A 15,099-nucleotide genomic window follows, 5' to 3' on the forward strand; every position below is an offset into this window, starting at 1 on the left:
TCAGAGCCCGTAGCCTTGGGCCATGGCGGCGGCAAAGAGCGGGAGAAGCGGGAAGAGCAGCAGTTCGGCCACCAGCGCGCGGCGGACCTGCCTGCGCTCTGCCTGCGAAGGCACAAAGGCCGCATCTGCCTTCTGCTTGCGCCGCCAGGACAGGATGCGCAGGGTTGGCAGGATGGAGATAAGGCCGATGGCGAGGAAGACGCCTATCTTTGCCCAGAAGAACAGGTTCTCGAGATAATACTCCGGCCCCTTGCCGCCATACATGACGCGCAGGCCGCCAGCCAGCAGCACCAGGACGGCGAGCGCGCCATAGTGGAGATCGAGCAAAGCAAGCCGCTTCAGATCCTCCGCTGCGAGTGTCTGGCGTAGGCAGATGGCCAGTTCCATCACCAGCACCGCGAAGAGCGCGAAGACGGCCAGATGATGCAGGCCAGCAAGAACAAGGCCAGAAAGAGCAAAGGACGCGTCTGCCATTCAATCCTCCAGAGGGAACAAAACGGCCCGGCAACCCGCCCCCGCGCGCCCCACCTGCAGGTGGGGCCGTTGCGGCGCGCAGGGTATGACTGGCCCTGTGGTCACACCGTATTCCCCCGCACCGGAAAAATAGTCTGAGCAGCCTGCCAGGGCACGTTGCCAGGGGGATATCTTGATGTGTACACTGTAAACATAAGCTCAGATGTAAACGGTGTCAACATGCCTGATAAAACCGGAAATGGCCGCAGGCCTGCCTATCACCACGGCGATCTGCGCCGAGCTCTTGTTGATGCTGCAATGGCGGAAGCGGGCAGGGGCAGTCTTGCAAATCTGTCGCTGCGGTGGCTGGCGGCGAGCGCCGGGGTCTCCCCGGCGGCGGTTTACAGGCATTTTCCGGATGTCGAGGCCCTTCTGGCCGCCGCAGCACACGAGGCTTTCGACCGGTTTGCCGCATATCTTCAGGCTGGTGCCCGGACAGGCGGCGATGATCCGGCAAAACGCCTGAAGGCCATGGGCTGGGCCTACCTGCGCTTTGCGGAAACTGAGCCGGGGCTTTATTCACTCATGTTTGGCCGGACCTACAGCCCGTCCCATACCGGACTGATGGAGGCTGCGGCCCATGCGTTCCGTCAGTTGACGGAAGGGCTGTCGCACCTGCTGCCGGAGGGACAGACGGCTGATGCCGAAAAGATTGCGGGCAGCCTCTGGGCGCTGGTGCATGGGCTTGCAGATCTGCGGGCCAGGGGGCTGTTATGCGCGAATGGCAGCACGCTGCAGGGGGCGTTTGACGAGCAGGCGGAATATGCGCTGACACTGGCCGTCGAAAGCATGGTTTCGGGCCGCAGCAGGCAGGAAATCTCTCAGTAGGGCGTCAAAAGGCCTGGGTGGCGAGATGCCGGCTGGCGAGCATTGGCTCGCCCGTCAGGCTGAGGGCAGCCTGGCGGCCGTGATGCCATAGAACGCTGGCGGCGCAGACCGTCTGATCCTGCTCGTCCAGCACCAGAACGCGGGGCGGCAGGGTGACTTTCACCTCGATGAGGGCGCCCGTTTCACCGCTTTCCGCATCAAACAGGGTGCAGGCCGTGATGTCCGCGCCGTCTTCCGTCTTCAGGCGGCCGCCGCGCATGCGCGCCCTCAAGGCGGGCTTGAGCTGCGGCGGGCGGAAGCGGTGGCCTGTACGGGCTGGAGTTGCGCGGGTCATGGTTTGTCCAAATGGCAATAGCGGCGCGCAGCATGCGCAGCCGTTCATCCTCCTGTCAGTTGTAACAGGGTTAGACACCTTAACTTGCCCGGAGCTTGCCGGAATGGCACTCAGACCAGAAACGGCAGGCCCGTCAGGTCGGACAGAACGGCGCTGGGGGCCAGGTCCGGATATTCGTCCGGCTGGGCGGTGCGGTTCATCCAGACGGTGCGGAAGCCATAGGCGGTGGCGCCTGCAATGTCCCAGCGGTTCGAGGACTGGAAGGAGATCGCTTCCGGATAGACCCGGAAGTGGTTCGTCACCAGTTCATAGACGCGCGGATCGGTCTTGTAGGTGCGCAGGTCATGCACCGAGAAAATCTCGTCCAGAAGCTCGGTGATGCCGGCAGCCTTGGCCGCTGACTCCAGCATGGAGGGTGTGCCGTTGGACAGGATGGCCAGCCGTGCCCCGGCCTGCTTCAGGCTGGTGAGCACTTCGGGCACTTCCGGATAGCAGTCCAGCGCCCAGTAGGCGTTGAGAAGGTCGGCCCGCAGGCCCCGGTCGGCGGAGGGGAAGAGATTGAAGGTGGTGTCGAGCGCCTGCTCGGTCAGCACCCAGAAATCCTCGTAGCGCTGCATGAGGGCGCGGACCCAGGAATATTCCAGCTGCTTCTGCCGCCACACGAAGGAAAAGGTCTGCGCGTCGGGCCCCAGTTTCGCGGCATGTTTGCGCACGGCGGCGTGAACATCAAAGAGGGTGCCGTAAGCGTCAAAGACATAGGCCGAATGGGCCATCGGGATGCTCCGTGGGGTCGCAGGACAAGTTCCGCCGTCAGCTTTCCTGAACAGCGTCCGAACATATGCCGATCATTTGCCGGGATGCAATCAGGACAAAGGGTAAAGGCCGATATCGCTGTTGACCTGAACAGCGGACGCTGGAGCACTTTCGATGAAGACGCTGCCATCGAAAGTGCTCTTTCCGTTCATTTTACGCAATTCCAGCCGCAGAACCGGTTCTAACTTTTTGCTCTGGCCGGGCTGTTCAGGGCACCGCGACGATCCGTCCGCTGCCATCGCGCTGCTTTCCAACGATGAGCTGGAAGAACACATAGATTGTGTGCAGCACATCAATGGCCAGAAGCAGGAGGCCAATCAGGATGAGGTTCGTGCCCTGGGAAGGTGCCACAAGAAGGCAGAAGATCCAGAGCGCGAAGAGCCCAAGGTCGAACAGGCCGTGCAGGATGTTGCCGAGGTAGAAGTGATGGAGCCCCATCACGCCGAAAACGCCGCACAGGGCAACCGCAACGCCGTAACTCTTGTCACTGACGTTCTCTGCCTGTGCTTTGCCTGCTTCCGGCTGGGGGGAACCGCAATGCGGGCAGAAATGCGCCCGGAAAGCGATCTTGTCCCCGCAGTGGATGCAGAAGCTCCATCCGCCGCCCTGCGGCTCTGTACGGGGCTCACTCATCGGCGGAGCGGCAGCCCCTGTTTGTCCTTGTAGGACCCGACGATGATCATGATCAGGTCAATGAGCGACCAGATGCCAAGGCCACCGAGCGTCAGGATCATGAGGATGCCGGTGCCGATCTTGCCGGTGTAGAAACGGTGGATGCCGAAGGTGCCGAGGAAGAAGCAAAGCAGAGCCGCAGCAACCATGCTTTTCTCGGAGACAGGCGCTGCGGCCAGGGCGTTCGGTGCGCCGCACTTGGGGCAGGACGGTGCCGTTGACGCAATCTGGTGGCCGCAGGTGCCACAGAAAATCATGGACGGATTGGCACCCATGCCAGAATTGGTGACCGAAACGGTGCTCGACGACATTTGAAGACCTCTGATCGAAAATTGAGTTGCTTTTCACAACAAGCGCACGGGTCTTAACATGGTGAAAGCTGCAGGGTCATGTCCAGAGGATCACAAATTGCAGGTTTCCAGCCGGTAGTCACAGCTTCTCCACGGCCCGGCCAAGGGCTCAGCCCGGCAGCACGATGGCCCCGTGTTCATCCAGGGACCAGAACGGGTTGAAGGCGATTTCCAGAAGATGGCCGCCGGGAATGCGCACATAGGAGGTGTAACCGCCCCAGAAGGCCTTTTCCGGTGGCACGACGGCTTCAGCGCCAGCCGACAGCGCCCGTGCATAGGCGGCATCGACCTCGGCCTCGTTGCGGCCGTTCCAGGCAAGGGAGACTGCACCCAGCCCTTCCGGAACGGGGCGGCCAATGTCCTTTTCCAGCGAGGCGCGGGGATAGAGGGCAAGAGCAAGGCCGGGAAGCTGATAGAAGGCGATGCCTTCCTGGCTTTCGGAGGAGGCTGTCCAGCCGAGCCCATCCTCGAAGAAGCGCCGGGTTTCGGCCAGATCATCGACGGCAAGGGTGATGAGGGAAAGGCGCTGTTCCATGATCGGATTTCCTTGGGCTGGAGGCATCAGCGGGTGACGATGAGCGTGGCACCCGTTCCGGCCATGACGGCTCCGGCGGTGCGGTTGACCCGGCGCACGACGGCAGGGCTGTGCAGCAGGCGGCGGGCGCGCATGGCCATGAGAACATGCCCGCCGATGACCACCACTTCAACCGCCAGAATGACGGCAGCAAGCTCCAGCACACTCAACGGGGTGAGGGCGGTTCCGGCCACATTGGGCAGAAGCGCCACATAAAACAGCGGCATCTTCGGATTGCCGAGGTTGAGGGCGATGCCGGTGGCAAAGGCGGACAGGAGATTGCCGCTGCCGGTAGGTTGCAGGGCCGGCACCACAGGCTCTGCCGTCCACAGGCGGATGCCCGTCCAGATCAGCCAGAGGGCACCGGCGTAGCGCAGCACGGTCATGGCCGTGCCCATTTCCGAGGCCAGCAGCGACAGGCCGAAGGCGGCAAGGCAGAGGAAGATGAGGATGCCCGCCACGGTGCCTGCCCCATAGGCAAGGCCGGACACGGCCCCATGCGACAGGGTGCGGGCGATGATGGTCATGTTGTCCGGGCCGGGGCTGGCGGCAAAGACGAAGAAGGCGGCAGCAAAGGCAAGAAGCGTGGCGAGGTCCATGGTCAGTCCTCCGGATGGCGCCCGGCGAGCGGCGGGCAGATGGAGGATCAGGCGGAATCCGTGAAAGATCAAAGGCTTTGTGCGCCGATGAGCCGTGGCGGATGGCGATGCTGCGGATCAATTTTCCTGCAAGAGCGCTTTTCAGGAATGAGAGCCTGTCCGGGTGCGGCCTTGCCGGAGCAAGTCTTCCGATTTTCGGGTGAAGGGCGTCAAACGGTTGACCTTGCCTTTTTCCGGGCGTTTGTTCGCTGGCAGTGAAAAATACAGCGGAGGACGCGCAAGATGAGCGGCTGGAGTGAGACCTGGACCTATGTGGATGGCGCCTGGCATGAGGGCAATCCGCCGCTGATGGGGCCGCGCACCCATGCGGCCTGGCTGGGATCTTCGGTCTTTGACGGGGCCCGGTTCTTCGAGGGCGTGACGCCGGATCTCGACCTGCATTGCCAGCGCGTGAATGATTCGGCCGTGGCTCTCGGCCTGAAGCCGACAGTCAGCGCGGGCGAGATGATCGAGATGACCCGTGAGGGCGTCACCAGGTTCAAGCCGGGCAGCGCCGTCTACATCAAGCCGATGTATTGGGCGGAAGGCGACGGGCCGGGGGTGATCGTGGGCGATCCGGAGAGCACCCGGTTCTGCCTGTGCCTGTTCGAGGCGCCGATGGCGCCGGCCGGTGCTTCCTTCTCGATCACCCTGTCGCCGTTCCGCCGCCCGACCATGGAAACCATGCCGGTGAATGCCAAGGCGGGCTGCCTTTATCCGAATAACGCCCGCGCCATGGCCGAAGCCAAGGGCCGCGGCTTTGACAATGCGGTGGTGCTGGACATGCTGGGCAATGTGGCCGAGCTGACCAGCGCCAACATTTTCATGGTCAAGGACGGGGCGGTGCATACGCCCGCGCCCAACGGCACGTTCCTCAATGGCATCACGCGCCAGCGGGTGATCCAGCTGCTGCGCAACGCGGGCCATGCGGTGCATGAGCGCACCATTGGTTATCGTGAGTTCCAGGAGGCGGACGAGATCTTCTCCACCGGCAACTATTCCAAGGTGGTGCCGGTGAACCGCATCGAGGAGCGCAGCCTGCAGCCGGGACCGGTGGCCGCCAGGGCGCGGGAACTCTATTGGGACTTCGCCCACGGCTGAGGCGTCGGCTGATCACTGCTGCCGGGCGGGCATAAGCACCAGTCCGGCAGCCAGCAGCAGGCAGATGGCAGCACCTGCCGAGGGCAGGGCAAAGCTGCCCGTGCTGCCTGCGGCAAAGCCGGCAAGGGTTGGCCCCAGCATCTGGCCGAGGCCGAAGCTGGCCGTCATCAGCGCGATGGTGCGGCGCGGATCGCCCGTGGACAGGCGCCGGGCTTCGATGAGCCCCAGCGCGGTGATGCCCATGAAGGTTATGCCGAGCAGAAAAGCCGCGAGCAGGATGCCGGCAGGGCCGGTTGCGGTGACGCTGAGCGCGACGCCGCAAGCCTCGATGACACAGGCCAGTGCATAGGCCCGCGGCACGCCGGTGCGGTCAGCGATTCGGTTCCAGATGAAAATGGACGGTGCGGCGGCAAGGCCCACGATCAGCCAGAGATAGGGTTCGGCCGTTGCCAGCGCCGGATCGGAGCGGGCGATTACGGCGATGAAGGTTGCCGTCACCACATAGCCGATGCCGAACAGGCCGTAGGCAGCAATCAGCTGCGGCAGCCCGGCGGGCAGGCGGCGGGGGCCGGTCCTCGCGGGCGCGGGTGGTGCTGTTTCGGTGGCGCCCGGCACCATCCATGCGATCAGGACCGTCAGTGCCAGACTGATGACGCCGCAGCCCGTCCACAAGCCCTGCCAGTCTGCGCCCATGACGGCCAGGCCGGAGACGATGAGGGCGGAGCCAGCAATGCCCGCACCAACGCCCGAGAAATACAGCGCCGACAATCCGGGCCGCCCGGCCTGTGCCAGCCGGTCGAGGATGAGTGCTGCCGAGAAGACGAAGGCGAAGGCGCTGGCAAGGCCCGCCAGAAACCGCAGCAGCATGAAGACCGGGATGCTGTCCGTCCATGCCATGGCGAAGGAGAGGGCAGAGCTGGCAATCAGCGAGCCGATGAACCACATCCGGCGGCTGCCGGGCAGGGAGCCGGAGGAGGCCGCAAGCGCCCCCACCAGATAGCCGAGGAAATTCGCCGAGGCGATGAGCCCGCCGTCTGCCTTGCTGAGGGGCACCTGAGCGATCATGAAAGGCAGCACGGGCGTGTAGACGAAACGCCCGATGCCCATGGCCGCAGCCAGCGACAGAAGGCCGCCGAGAGCAAGGCGGACGGGAGAGGCGGCTGAGGGGGCGGCAGAGGTCACGGAAGGGCTCCGGCTGGCAGGTGAGCCGGAGCCTAGCGATTGATGGCGGACTTGGCGAGTGGCCCGAAAGGCGGGCGGGTGTTTACTTCACCTGCGCCAAAAGCTCATCCAGCCGCTCACCCTTCATGACCAGCTTGGAGCGGAGCTTGGCGGCCTTCTGGTCCAGATCGGCGCGGTTGACGGCCTCTCCGGCCTGGATCATGCCGATCATGCTCATCATCAGATGCGGCGGGCAGTAATAGAGATAGACGCCGGGCTGGCTGATGGTGACGGTGGTCTTCTCATCCAGCGGTGTGTTCCAGGCCGCAACGCCTTCCGGGGCCACGTAGGAGCGGACATTGTGGCCCGAATTCGTGGGAATGAAGGTGACCGTGTCGCCCACCTCAACCTGCAGGAACGAAGGCTCGAACACCATGCTGCCTTCGGTTCCGTAGTTCAGCATCTTCACCTCGTGATCGGCAGCCGAAGCACTGAACGGTGTGAGGCAGAGGGTGATGGCCAGAAGGGCGTTGCGGGTCGTGAGCTTCATGCTGTGTTTCCTGAGGTTCAAGGGTTCAGGGGTGGAGTGTTGCGGGCATTGACCGCAAGGGGCGGACGACGGGGGCGCCGGCGCTGTCGGTGAGGATTTCCACATCGACGCCATAGGTGCGGCTGATGAGATCGGCCTTCAGCACTTCGGCGGGGCTGCCTGCGGCTTTCAGCTCGCCATCGCCGATCAGGATCAACTGGTCGGCATATTGGGCGGCAAGGCTGAGGTCATGCAGGATCAGGATGCTGATGCGGTTGCGGGCGCGGGTCTCGCGGTGGACGATATCCAGCAGCTTCTGCTGATGGTGCATGTCGAGCGCGCTGACGGGTTCGTCCAGCAAGAGGATGCCGGGATCGCGCAGCAGCACCTGCGCAAACAGCGCCAGCTGCCGCTGGCCGCCGCTGAGCGAGAGAATGTCGTGGCTGGCCAGATGCGCAATCCCTGCCGCCTCCATGGTGGTGACGGCGGCATGGAGCGTTGCATCATCCACGTGGAAGGAGAGTTCATCCATCCGGCCCAGCAGCACGACTTCCAGCGCCGTGAGGGAGGCTTCAAGGGCGGTGTCCTGCGGCATGTAACCGATGGCCTTGCGCCAGTGGCGCAGGGTTTCGCGGGTGAGTTGTCTCTCTCCATGGGCGATGCGGCCCGTCTGCGGCCAGAACTCGCCGAAGAGCGCGCGCAGCAGCGAGGATTTGCCCGCGCCATTGGGACCGAGGATGACATGCACCTTGCCCGGCTCGAACTTAAGGGAGAGATCGCGGGCGACGCAGTGCTTGCCCCGGAAGAGGGTGATGTCCTGAAGGGTGAGATCGTTCATCGCCGCCGCGCCAGCATGATCCAGAAGAAGAAGGGCACGCCGACCATGGCGGTGACGATGCCGACCGGAAACAGGGCGCCGGGAATGACCACCTTGGAGATGACCGAGGCCATGGACAGGAAGGCCGCGCCCGCCACCATCGACATGGGCAGGAAGAAGCGCTGATCCTCACCCACCAGCAGCCGTGCCACATGCGGGGCGACAAGGCCGACGAAGCCGATGATGCCGACGAAGCTGATGGCGGTGGAGGTCATCAGCGCGGTCAGCGTCAGCGTGGTGACGCGCAGATGCGTGAGGTTGACGCCAAGGCTCTGAGCCCGCGCCTCACCCAGACGCAGGGCGGTGAGCTTCCAGGCATCGCGGAACAGCAGCGTCACGCAGAAGACGGTAACGCCGAGCGTGACCCAGAGGCTGGTCCAGGTGGTCTTGGTCAGGCTGCCGAACAGCCAGAACAGGATCTGCTGGCCGACTTCCGGCGAGGCAATGAACTGTAGCAGCGACAAAAGCGACTGGAACAGGAACAGAAGCGCAATGCCTGCGAGCACCAGCATGGTGGAGGATATGCGCGCAAAGGCCGCCAGCGCGAAGAGGAAGGCGGCGGCCAGCATGGAGAAGAAGAAAGCGCCCAGCGGCACTGCTATGGCCGGATGCAGGCCGAAGCCGCCGGTGAAGATGCTGAAGGCGGCGCCAAGCCCGGCAGCGGCAGCAAGGCCGAGCGTATAGGGGCTGGCCATGGGATTGTTCAGCAGGGTCTGGATTTCCGCCCCGCCCGCACCCAGCGCGCAGCCGACGACAAGGGCCATCAGCGCCATGGGCAAGCGCAGGCTGTTGACGATGGTCACGGTCATGCTGTCCGTGCCTTCCAGCCGCAGGAGGCCGGCCAGCACATCGGCGGGGCTGAGCATGGACGGGCCGGTGCCGATGTCGAGCACCAGCGTCACGCAGCAGAAGAGGGTGAGGCCGAAAAGCAGGCGCCAGCGCCGCCGTTCCCGGTTGCGCTGGCTTGCAATCGCGGTCGCAACATGAGTTGTGCCGGTCACTGGTTGTCAAAGTCCCTGAAAGAGGCAGCAGGCATGCCAGCGCCCGGAAACGCGAGGTTTCCGGGCGCTGGCAAATGCAGGTTTATTCCTTGATGGCGAGGGTAAAGGTGCCCTCGGGTGCCACCGGCAGGTACTTCTTGTAGAAGTCCTTGTAGGTCTCTTCCGGGTTCAGGTCGGTGAAGAGGTCCGGGTAGAGCACCTTGGCGAAGAACTGCAGCATGGCGTGGTCAGCCAGCGTGCGCGAGGCACCCTGATAGACGCCATAGAAGCGGCCGTCCTGCACGGCGGGAAGCTGATCCCAGCCGGCGCGGGCGGTGAAGCCCTGCAGACGCTCCAGGGCTTCAGCCTTGGTCACGTCCTCCCCCATGAGCATGGAGGTCGGGTTCTTGCGCGATTCGGTACCGGCAATGACGATCACGTCCGGCTTGGAGGCCAGAACCTGTTCCGGGTTGATCGGGCCCCACCATTCGACGAAGGGGGCTGCGATGTTGTCGCCGCCGGCCGCAGTGGCCATGGCGCCCCACATGTTCTTGCCGTAGGTGAAGCTGTGCTCGGCCGGGCCCTTGTTGCCGAACTCGATGTAGATTTTCGGCTGCGGCTTGCCTGCATCGGCGATGCGCTTGGTAATGAGGTCGGCGGTCGCCTTGTACTCGCCGGAGATCTCAGCGGCGCGGTCTTCCTCGCCGGTGATCAGGCCGAGAACGCGGGCGCTGTCCAGATGGCGCTCCACCGTCTGGGCGTTGAAGTCGACGACGGCGATGGGGATGCCTGCTTCTTCGATGCGGTCGGCATCAAGGCCGAGGCCCTTGTACTGCCAGTCGGCCAGAACGACCATGTCCGGCTTCAGCTCCAGCACCTTTTCGACGGAGAAGGTCTGAGCTTCGACTTCGCCCACATCCGGCAGGGCATCGAGGGAGGGGCGGTGCTTGACGTAGCGGGTCCAGGAGGCCGGGCGCCAGCCTTCCCAGGCTTCACGCGAGATACCGACAACGTTGTCGTAGGAGGCTTCGCCGCCAACGGCCATGTAGTCTTCGAAGTAGAAGCCGAGCAGAACGCGCTTGGACGGCAGGTCCGCCTTGACCTCGCGGCCTATCACATCGGTGAAGGTGTTTTCTTCCGCAAAGGCGCCGGTGGTCAGGCTGGTGGCGGCGGCAAGGCCGAGCAGACCCGCGAGGGTGCCGGTTCTCAAGTGCTTGAAAATGCGCATGGACTACTCCCGATTGAGGATGCGTCCGTTTGTCAAACTTGATAAAAAAAGTCAACTTTAATGCCTCCCTGTCCGTAGTCCTCCGTAGTTTTGTGTGGATCAGCAGCTCTCACGCGTCCGTGATTTCAGTTTTGCGGCGCAGTCGGGTCTGAATGGGCGCACCGGCCAGTGACGCGGCCGGCTCTTTTGAGGGAGACTTTGATGCGCAAATATTTTGTGGCCGGCGCCTTGCTGGCCGTAACCCTGACTGCGGCATCGGCTGCCGGTGACCCTGTCGCGACCCGCAAGGCCATCATGCAGTCCGTGGCTGCCAATGCCGGTCTTGCCGGTGCGATGATGAAGGGTGAAATTGCCTACAGCCCGGCAGCGGGCAAGGCGGCGATCGCTTCGATGAATGCAGCCGCCAATGCTCTTGGTGCGTTCTATCCCGATGGCACGCAGAATGCGGAAGGCTCTTCCGCCAGCCCGAAGATCTGGGAAGATGCAGCTGGCTTTGAAGCTGCGCTTGCCAAATTTTCCGAGGTTACGGGCGCTGCAGCTCAGGCCTCCGGCAAGGATGGCCCGGCCGATGTGGAGGCCTTCAAGACCGCGATGGGGCCGGTGATGGCCAGTTGCCGGTCCTGCCATGAGGCCTACCGGGTGCAGAGATAAGAGATAAGCAAGACGTGGAAGGCGTGGTCCGATGCTGAAGAAACTGGCTCTTGCCGGTGCCCTCGTACTGGGGGCGGGTGGATTGGGTTTCTGGGCTCTGACTGCGCCCGCCTCGATTGAGCCCGTGCGGCTCGCAGCCCTGCCGGAGGGCAATGCCGGGCGGGGAGAAGCGATGTTCTGGGCGGGAGGCTGCGCCTCCTGCCACGCCGCGCCGGGCGCATCGGGGCTGGACAAGCTGAAGCTGGGCGGCGGATTGCGGCTGGAAACACCCTTCGGCGTTTTCGTTGCCCCGAACATCTCGCCGGACATTGAAACGGGCATCGGCAGCTGGACGCTGCCGGACTTTGCCAATGCCATGCTGGCCGGAATTTCGCCCGAGGGAGAGCATTACTACCCCGCCTTTCCTTACACATCCTATGCCCGCATGAAGGATCAGGACATCTCCGATCTCTTCGCCTTCCTGAAGACGCTGGAGCCGGTGCAGGGTGTTGCGCCCGGCCATGAGCTTGCCTTTCCCTTCACCCTGCGGCGGGGACTGGGGCTGTGGAAGCTCATGTATCTCGATCCGGGTCCGGCCGTGGTGCTGCAGAGGATCGACGAGCAGCTGCAGCGGGGCCAGTATCTGGTGGAAGGGCCCGGCCACTGCGGCGAATGCCACACGCCCCGGGACATGGCCGGTGGCCTGAAGCTGGATCAATGGCTTGCGGGGGCAAAGGCGCCGGTTGGCGAAGGCCGGATACCCAATATCACCGGCGGTGAAAGGGGCATCGGCGACTGGTCTGTCCCGGATATTGCCTATTACCTCGAAAGCGGCTTCACGCCTTCCTATGACTCCGTTGGCGGGGAAATGGTGGCCGTGCAGGAGAACATGGCCCGGCTGACGGCGGAAGACCGGGAGGCCATTGCCGCCTATCTGAAGGCCATTCCCGCCCACGCGCAGGGCCAGTAGGCGAAAGGCCGCAGTCTTCCTCACTGGCCTGTCCCCATCCGCTGCCGCTAGACTGGCAGCGATTACAGGGAGGCGGAGCAGGGGCATGAGCGGACAGATTGCGGGCCGCAGTTTTGAAGAGGCACTGCGCCTGATGGGGCTTTCGGAGCTCTCCGAGGCCGGGCGCCGGACCGTTGAACAGGCCCTGCGGCAGATGGCCATTCCGGCTGGAACCGAAGTCTTTGCGCCCGGACAGGCCTGTCCGGGCTGGCTGGTGCTCACCTCCGGCAGCGTCCGCGTGCTGATGACATCCGATACAGGCCGGGAAATCCTCCTGTACCGCGTTGCGCCGGGTGAGAGCTGCGTGCTGACCACATCCTGCCTGCTGGGCGAAGAGCCTTATGCCGCGTCGGGCATCACCGAAACGGCCTGCCAGGCCTTCATGATACCGGCCGGGGTGGTGGCGCGGCTGCTCGACAGCGAGCCGGTTTTCCGCAGGCGCATCTTTCAGGGCTTCAGCCTCCGCCTTGCCAGCATTCTGCGGAAGATGGAAGACACCATGTTTCACCGGCTGGACGCGCGGCTGGCGCGGCTGCTGCTGGAACTGGCCGGAGACGGGTCAGCCATTCACCTGACACAGGCTGCCCTTGCGGCAGAAACCGGCAGTGCCCGCGAGGTAATCGCCCGGCTGCTGGGGCGCTGGGCCGAGGCCGGTCATATTGCGCAGGGGCGTGGTGAAGTGCAGTTGCTCAACCCCGCGGCGCTGCGCCGGATCGCGGATACCGGCTGACCAGTTGCGGGGCTACGTGCAACTACGTTGCCGGGTTTTGTTTGTGACCATGTCACAGACGGGGTGTCCCGCTGGCGCTAGGGTCGTCTCACCGTCCGGACAGTCCGGACAAGCCTTGAGCCAAGGGGACGGGATATGACTGTGAACATGGGAACCCTCGACCGGGCCATCCGCTTCCTGGTAGGGATTGCACTGATTGGTTTCGCGCTTTTCGGCCCGGCTGACATCAGCTGGAAGTGGATTGGCTGGTTCGGCGTCATTCCGGTCGTTGTCGCACTGGTTGGCTGGTGCCCTGCCTATACGCTGTTCGGGATCAAGACCTGCAGGGCAAACTGACCCCCTGCATTGATCCCGCAGACCGGAAGCCGGAGCAGCCCCATGCTCCGGCTTTCTTGCGTCTAGAGGATGTCTTTACAGCCGCTTGCATTCCCGCGAATAGACGAAGTCGATATAGCCGCTCATCACGTTGAGGAAGGCCAGGCATTCCTGTTCGGTTCTGAAACAGCCTTCGCGGCTGACAGGGCGCGTCTGGCCTGTATCCGGCCAGACCTGACCACCGATCAGGCCGCGCCAGACGCCTGCCGTCTGATTGGCGGCTTTCAGCGGACGGCAGTCATAAGCCGTGCCATAGGTCTCCGGGACGTCTCCCGGGGTGCGGGTCGGGGACAGCAGAAGATGCTCCAGAAAACTGCCCTGCGCCATGGCAGCCGATTGCCCGATCACGAGGACCAGTGCGGCGAGCGTGGATCTCTTCAACATTTTCATGACTTCTCCAAACATGAGGCAATCTGCCGGCCGCTGCGGTGATGCAGCCAGGGCGGGCACCTGCCGGGCCCAGCTCAGCCTTATGGAAGGTTATGGGAAGCGTAAACGCAAATGGGAAGAAGCTTCTGCGACATTTGTGCTGTTTCTGACAATCCTGTTCAATTGCTCTGCCGCAGCGCCTTGTGCAGGGGGAGGCGGGCAGCGGTGAGGGCGGGGAGGGCGCCGCCTGCAAGGCCGAGGGCGAGGCCGAGCAGGCTGCAGGTGAGCATCACGTGGCTATCGACGGAAAGTTCAAAGGCAAGGCGGGTGTTGCTGCCAGCGGACGTGCTAGCCTGCCAGCCGTTGAAGGCAAGCCATGAGCCGAAGACACCGATGGCGGTGCCGAGCCCGGCAAGGCAGATGGCCTCGATCCAGACCGCAAGAAAGGCGGGCAGACGGGCAAAACCAAGGGCCCGCAGCGTGGCGATTTCGCCAGACCGGCTTGAGACGGCGCTGAACATGGTGTTGAGCACGCCCGCCGCCGCCCCCAGCGCCATCAGCCCGGCAACTGGCCAGCCGAACAGGCGGATGAGATCTGCCGTGCGGGCCGACTGGCCGGAATAGAGCTGTGCTTCGGTGAGGGCCGTAAGAGATGGTCCGGGCAGAGACGAGAGTTTCTCCTGTAAAGGTGCGAGGCCATCCGGTTCAGTCAGCAGAAGCCGCAGGCTGTGGACGTCTCCCGGGCGGTTGAAGGCGGCCTGCACGGCTTCAAGGCTGGTCCAAAGTTCCGATTCAAAGGCGCTGCCGCCTGCGCTGAACAGCCCGGTGACGGTCCATTCCATGCCGGAAAGCCTGATCTTGCTGCCCGGTGCAAGGCTGGACATGCTGCGGGCGAGACTTTCGCCCGCCACCAGTTCCCGCGCGCCGGGGGAAAACATCCGCCCTGCAGTCAGCCTCACATCCGGCCGGGCTGGAAGGCCTTCAACATCCATACCGCGCAGGGCCAGGGTGGCTTCCTGCCCGTCCGGCCGTGTCAGGCTGGCGGGCATGACCAGTTCGCGGGAGACAAGCGGGACACTGGATGGTGTCTTGCGGATGCCGAAATCATCCCGCGACGCGAGCAGCGTACGGATGGCACCGGCGGAGATGCTGGAGCCGGTTTCCTGCACCTGCGTGCCGCCGAGAACCACGGCTGTGAGCGGGGAGCCGGTGCCCTTGAGCGTTTTCTCGAAACCGGCGGCCATGGCGAGAAATCCGGCAAGAACGCTGACGGCAAGAGCAGCGGAGAGCACCATGGAGAGGGCGAGCGCTGCCCGGCGCGGCAGGCTGAGAAGGCTGCTGCGCAAGAGGGCATGTGTCTGGCGGAAGAGGGAAGCTGCGGCGGACAT

At 63.9% G+C, this 15,099-nt stretch carries 20 protein-coding genes; 6 read left to right on the forward strand and 14 right to left on the reverse strand.

Annotated features, from left to right (window positions below; translation table 11 throughout):
• Nucleotides 1-474, reverse strand: a complete 474-nt coding sequence (locus AC0CMF_RS09095; protein ID WP_122519611.1) for a DUF2214 family protein — start codon at nucleotides 472-474, stop codon at nucleotides 1-3.
• 219 nt (nucleotides 475-693) lie between these two features.
• Here AC0CMF_RS09095 and AC0CMF_RS09100 point away from each other — a divergent pair, with 219 nt between their 5' ends.
• Nucleotides 694-1,341 (forward strand): TetR/AcrR family transcriptional regulator, encoded by a 648-nt coding sequence (locus tag AC0CMF_RS09100; RefSeq protein WP_374628612.1) that lies wholly within the window; start codon nucleotides 694-696, stop codon nucleotides 1,339-1,341.
• Nucleotides 1,342-1,345: 4 nt separating this feature from the next.
• Here the strand turns inward: AC0CMF_RS09100 and AC0CMF_RS09105 are convergent, their stop codons facing one another.
• From AC0CMF_RS09105 to AC0CMF_RS09130, 6 genes are all read right to left on the reverse strand, one after another.
• Complete coding sequence (locus AC0CMF_RS09105; protein ID WP_152967445.1) at nucleotides 1,346-1,675, reverse strand: hypothetical protein; 330 nt, start codon at nucleotides 1,673-1,675, stop codon at nucleotides 1,346-1,348.
• A gap of 110 nt (nucleotides 1,676-1,785) precedes the next feature.
• The gene (locus AC0CMF_RS09110) at nucleotides 1,786-2,448 is read right to left on the reverse strand and encodes a haloacid dehalogenase type II (protein WP_019962823.1); all 663 of its coding nucleotides are present in this window, start codon (nucleotides 2,446-2,448) and stop codon (nucleotides 1,786-1,788) included.
• Between the two features lie 247 nt (nucleotides 2,449-2,695).
• Nucleotides 2,696-3,121, reverse strand: coding sequence for a TM2 domain-containing protein (locus AC0CMF_RS09115; RefSeq protein ID WP_094462155.1), 426 nt, complete (start codon nucleotides 3,119-3,121; stop codon nucleotides 2,696-2,698).
• Nucleotides 3,118-3,471, reverse strand: a complete 354-nt coding sequence (locus tag AC0CMF_RS09120) for a TM2 domain-containing protein (RefSeq protein ID WP_374628613.1) — start codon at nucleotides 3,469-3,471, stop codon at nucleotides 3,118-3,120. Before AC0CMF_RS09120 ends, AC0CMF_RS09115 begins: the two co-directional genes overlap by 4 nt.
• A gap of 148 nt (nucleotides 3,472-3,619) precedes the next feature.
• Entirely contained in the window at nucleotides 3,620-4,045 is a 426-nt protein-coding gene (locus AC0CMF_RS09125; protein ID WP_094462153.1) for a VOC family protein, read from the reverse strand.
• A gap of 26 nt (nucleotides 4,046-4,071) precedes the next feature.
• Entirely contained in the window at nucleotides 4,072-4,683 is a 612-nt protein-coding gene (locus AC0CMF_RS09130; protein WP_058900402.1) for a LysE family translocator, read from the reverse strand.
• A gap of 282 nt (nucleotides 4,684-4,965) precedes the next feature.
• On the opposite strand from AC0CMF_RS09130, the gene AC0CMF_RS09135 reads away from it, so the two are divergent.
• Nucleotides 4,966-5,823 carry a branched-chain amino acid aminotransferase gene (locus AC0CMF_RS09135; protein WP_374628614.1) on the forward strand — a complete coding sequence of 286 codons (858 nt, stop codon included), beginning with the start codon at nucleotides 4,966-4,968 and terminating at the stop codon, nucleotides 5,821-5,823.
• 12 nt (nucleotides 5,824-5,835) lie between these two features.
• Here the strand turns inward: AC0CMF_RS09135 and AC0CMF_RS09140 are convergent, their stop codons facing one another.
• From AC0CMF_RS09140 to AC0CMF_RS09160, 5 genes are all read right to left on the reverse strand, one after another.
• Complete coding sequence (locus AC0CMF_RS09140; protein WP_472481510.1) at nucleotides 5,836-7,005, reverse strand: YbfB/YjiJ family MFS transporter; 1,170 nt, start codon at nucleotides 7,003-7,005, stop codon at nucleotides 5,836-5,838.
• Nucleotides 7,006-7,087: 82 nt separating this feature from the next.
• Nucleotides 7,088-7,534: a pseudoazurin gene (locus AC0CMF_RS09145; RefSeq protein WP_457166124.1), complete on the reverse strand. Its 447-nt coding sequence runs from the start codon at nucleotides 7,532-7,534 to the stop codon at nucleotides 7,088-7,090.
• Between the two features lie 25 nt (nucleotides 7,535-7,559).
• Nucleotides 7,560-8,351: an ABC transporter ATP-binding protein gene (locus tag AC0CMF_RS09150; protein ID WP_050471063.1), complete on the reverse strand. Its 792-nt coding sequence runs from the start codon at nucleotides 8,349-8,351 to the stop codon at nucleotides 7,560-7,562.
• Entirely contained in the window at nucleotides 8,348-9,391 is a 1,044-nt protein-coding gene (locus AC0CMF_RS09155) for a FecCD family ABC transporter permease (RefSeq protein ID WP_472481512.1), read from the reverse strand. Before AC0CMF_RS09155 ends, AC0CMF_RS09150 begins: the two co-directional genes overlap by 4 nt.
• A gap of 82 nt (nucleotides 9,392-9,473) precedes the next feature.
• Nucleotides 9,474-10,598 carry an ABC transporter substrate-binding protein gene (locus tag AC0CMF_RS09160; protein ID WP_374628622.1) on the reverse strand — a complete coding sequence of 375 codons (1,125 nt, stop codon included), beginning with the start codon at nucleotides 10,596-10,598 and terminating at the stop codon, nucleotides 9,474-9,476.
• 201 nt (nucleotides 10,599-10,799) lie between these two features.
• Between AC0CMF_RS09160 and AC0CMF_RS09165 the strand changes: the two genes are divergently transcribed.
• From AC0CMF_RS09165 to AC0CMF_RS09180, 4 genes are all read left to right on the forward strand, one after another.
• Nucleotides 10,800-11,249: a c-type cytochrome gene (locus AC0CMF_RS09165; RefSeq protein WP_122519619.1), complete on the forward strand. Its 450-nt coding sequence runs from the start codon at nucleotides 10,800-10,802 to the stop codon at nucleotides 11,247-11,249.
• A gap of 31 nt (nucleotides 11,250-11,280) precedes the next feature.
• Nucleotides 11,281-12,198, forward strand: coding sequence for a cytochrome c (locus AC0CMF_RS09170; RefSeq protein WP_122519620.1), 918 nt, complete (start codon nucleotides 11,281-11,283; stop codon nucleotides 12,196-12,198).
• An 85-nt stretch (nucleotides 12,199-12,283) separates the two neighbouring features.
• Complete coding sequence (locus tag AC0CMF_RS09175) at nucleotides 12,284-12,967, forward strand: Crp/Fnr family transcriptional regulator (RefSeq protein ID WP_122519621.1); 684 nt, start codon at nucleotides 12,284-12,286, stop codon at nucleotides 12,965-12,967.
• Between the two features lie 135 nt (nucleotides 12,968-13,102).
• The gene (locus AC0CMF_RS09180; RefSeq protein WP_050471068.1) at nucleotides 13,103-13,303 is read left to right on the forward strand and encodes a YgaP family membrane protein; all 201 of its coding nucleotides are present in this window, start codon (nucleotides 13,103-13,105) and stop codon (nucleotides 13,301-13,303) included.
• A 75-nt stretch (nucleotides 13,304-13,378) separates the two neighbouring features.
• Here the strand turns inward: AC0CMF_RS09180 and AC0CMF_RS09185 are convergent, their stop codons facing one another.
• Nucleotides 13,379-13,726 carry a hypothetical protein gene (locus AC0CMF_RS09185; protein WP_163001226.1) on the reverse strand — a complete coding sequence of 116 codons (348 nt, stop codon included), beginning with the start codon at nucleotides 13,724-13,726 and terminating at the stop codon, nucleotides 13,379-13,381.
• 164 nt (nucleotides 13,727-13,890) lie between these two features.
• On the reverse strand, nucleotides 13,891-15,099 hold the full coding sequence (locus AC0CMF_RS09190; protein ID WP_122519623.1) for an ABC transporter permease: 1,209 nt from the start codon (nucleotides 15,097-15,099) through the stop codon (nucleotides 13,891-13,893).

It is taken from the genome of Pannonibacter sp. CBAS1226 (assembly GCF_055685825.1).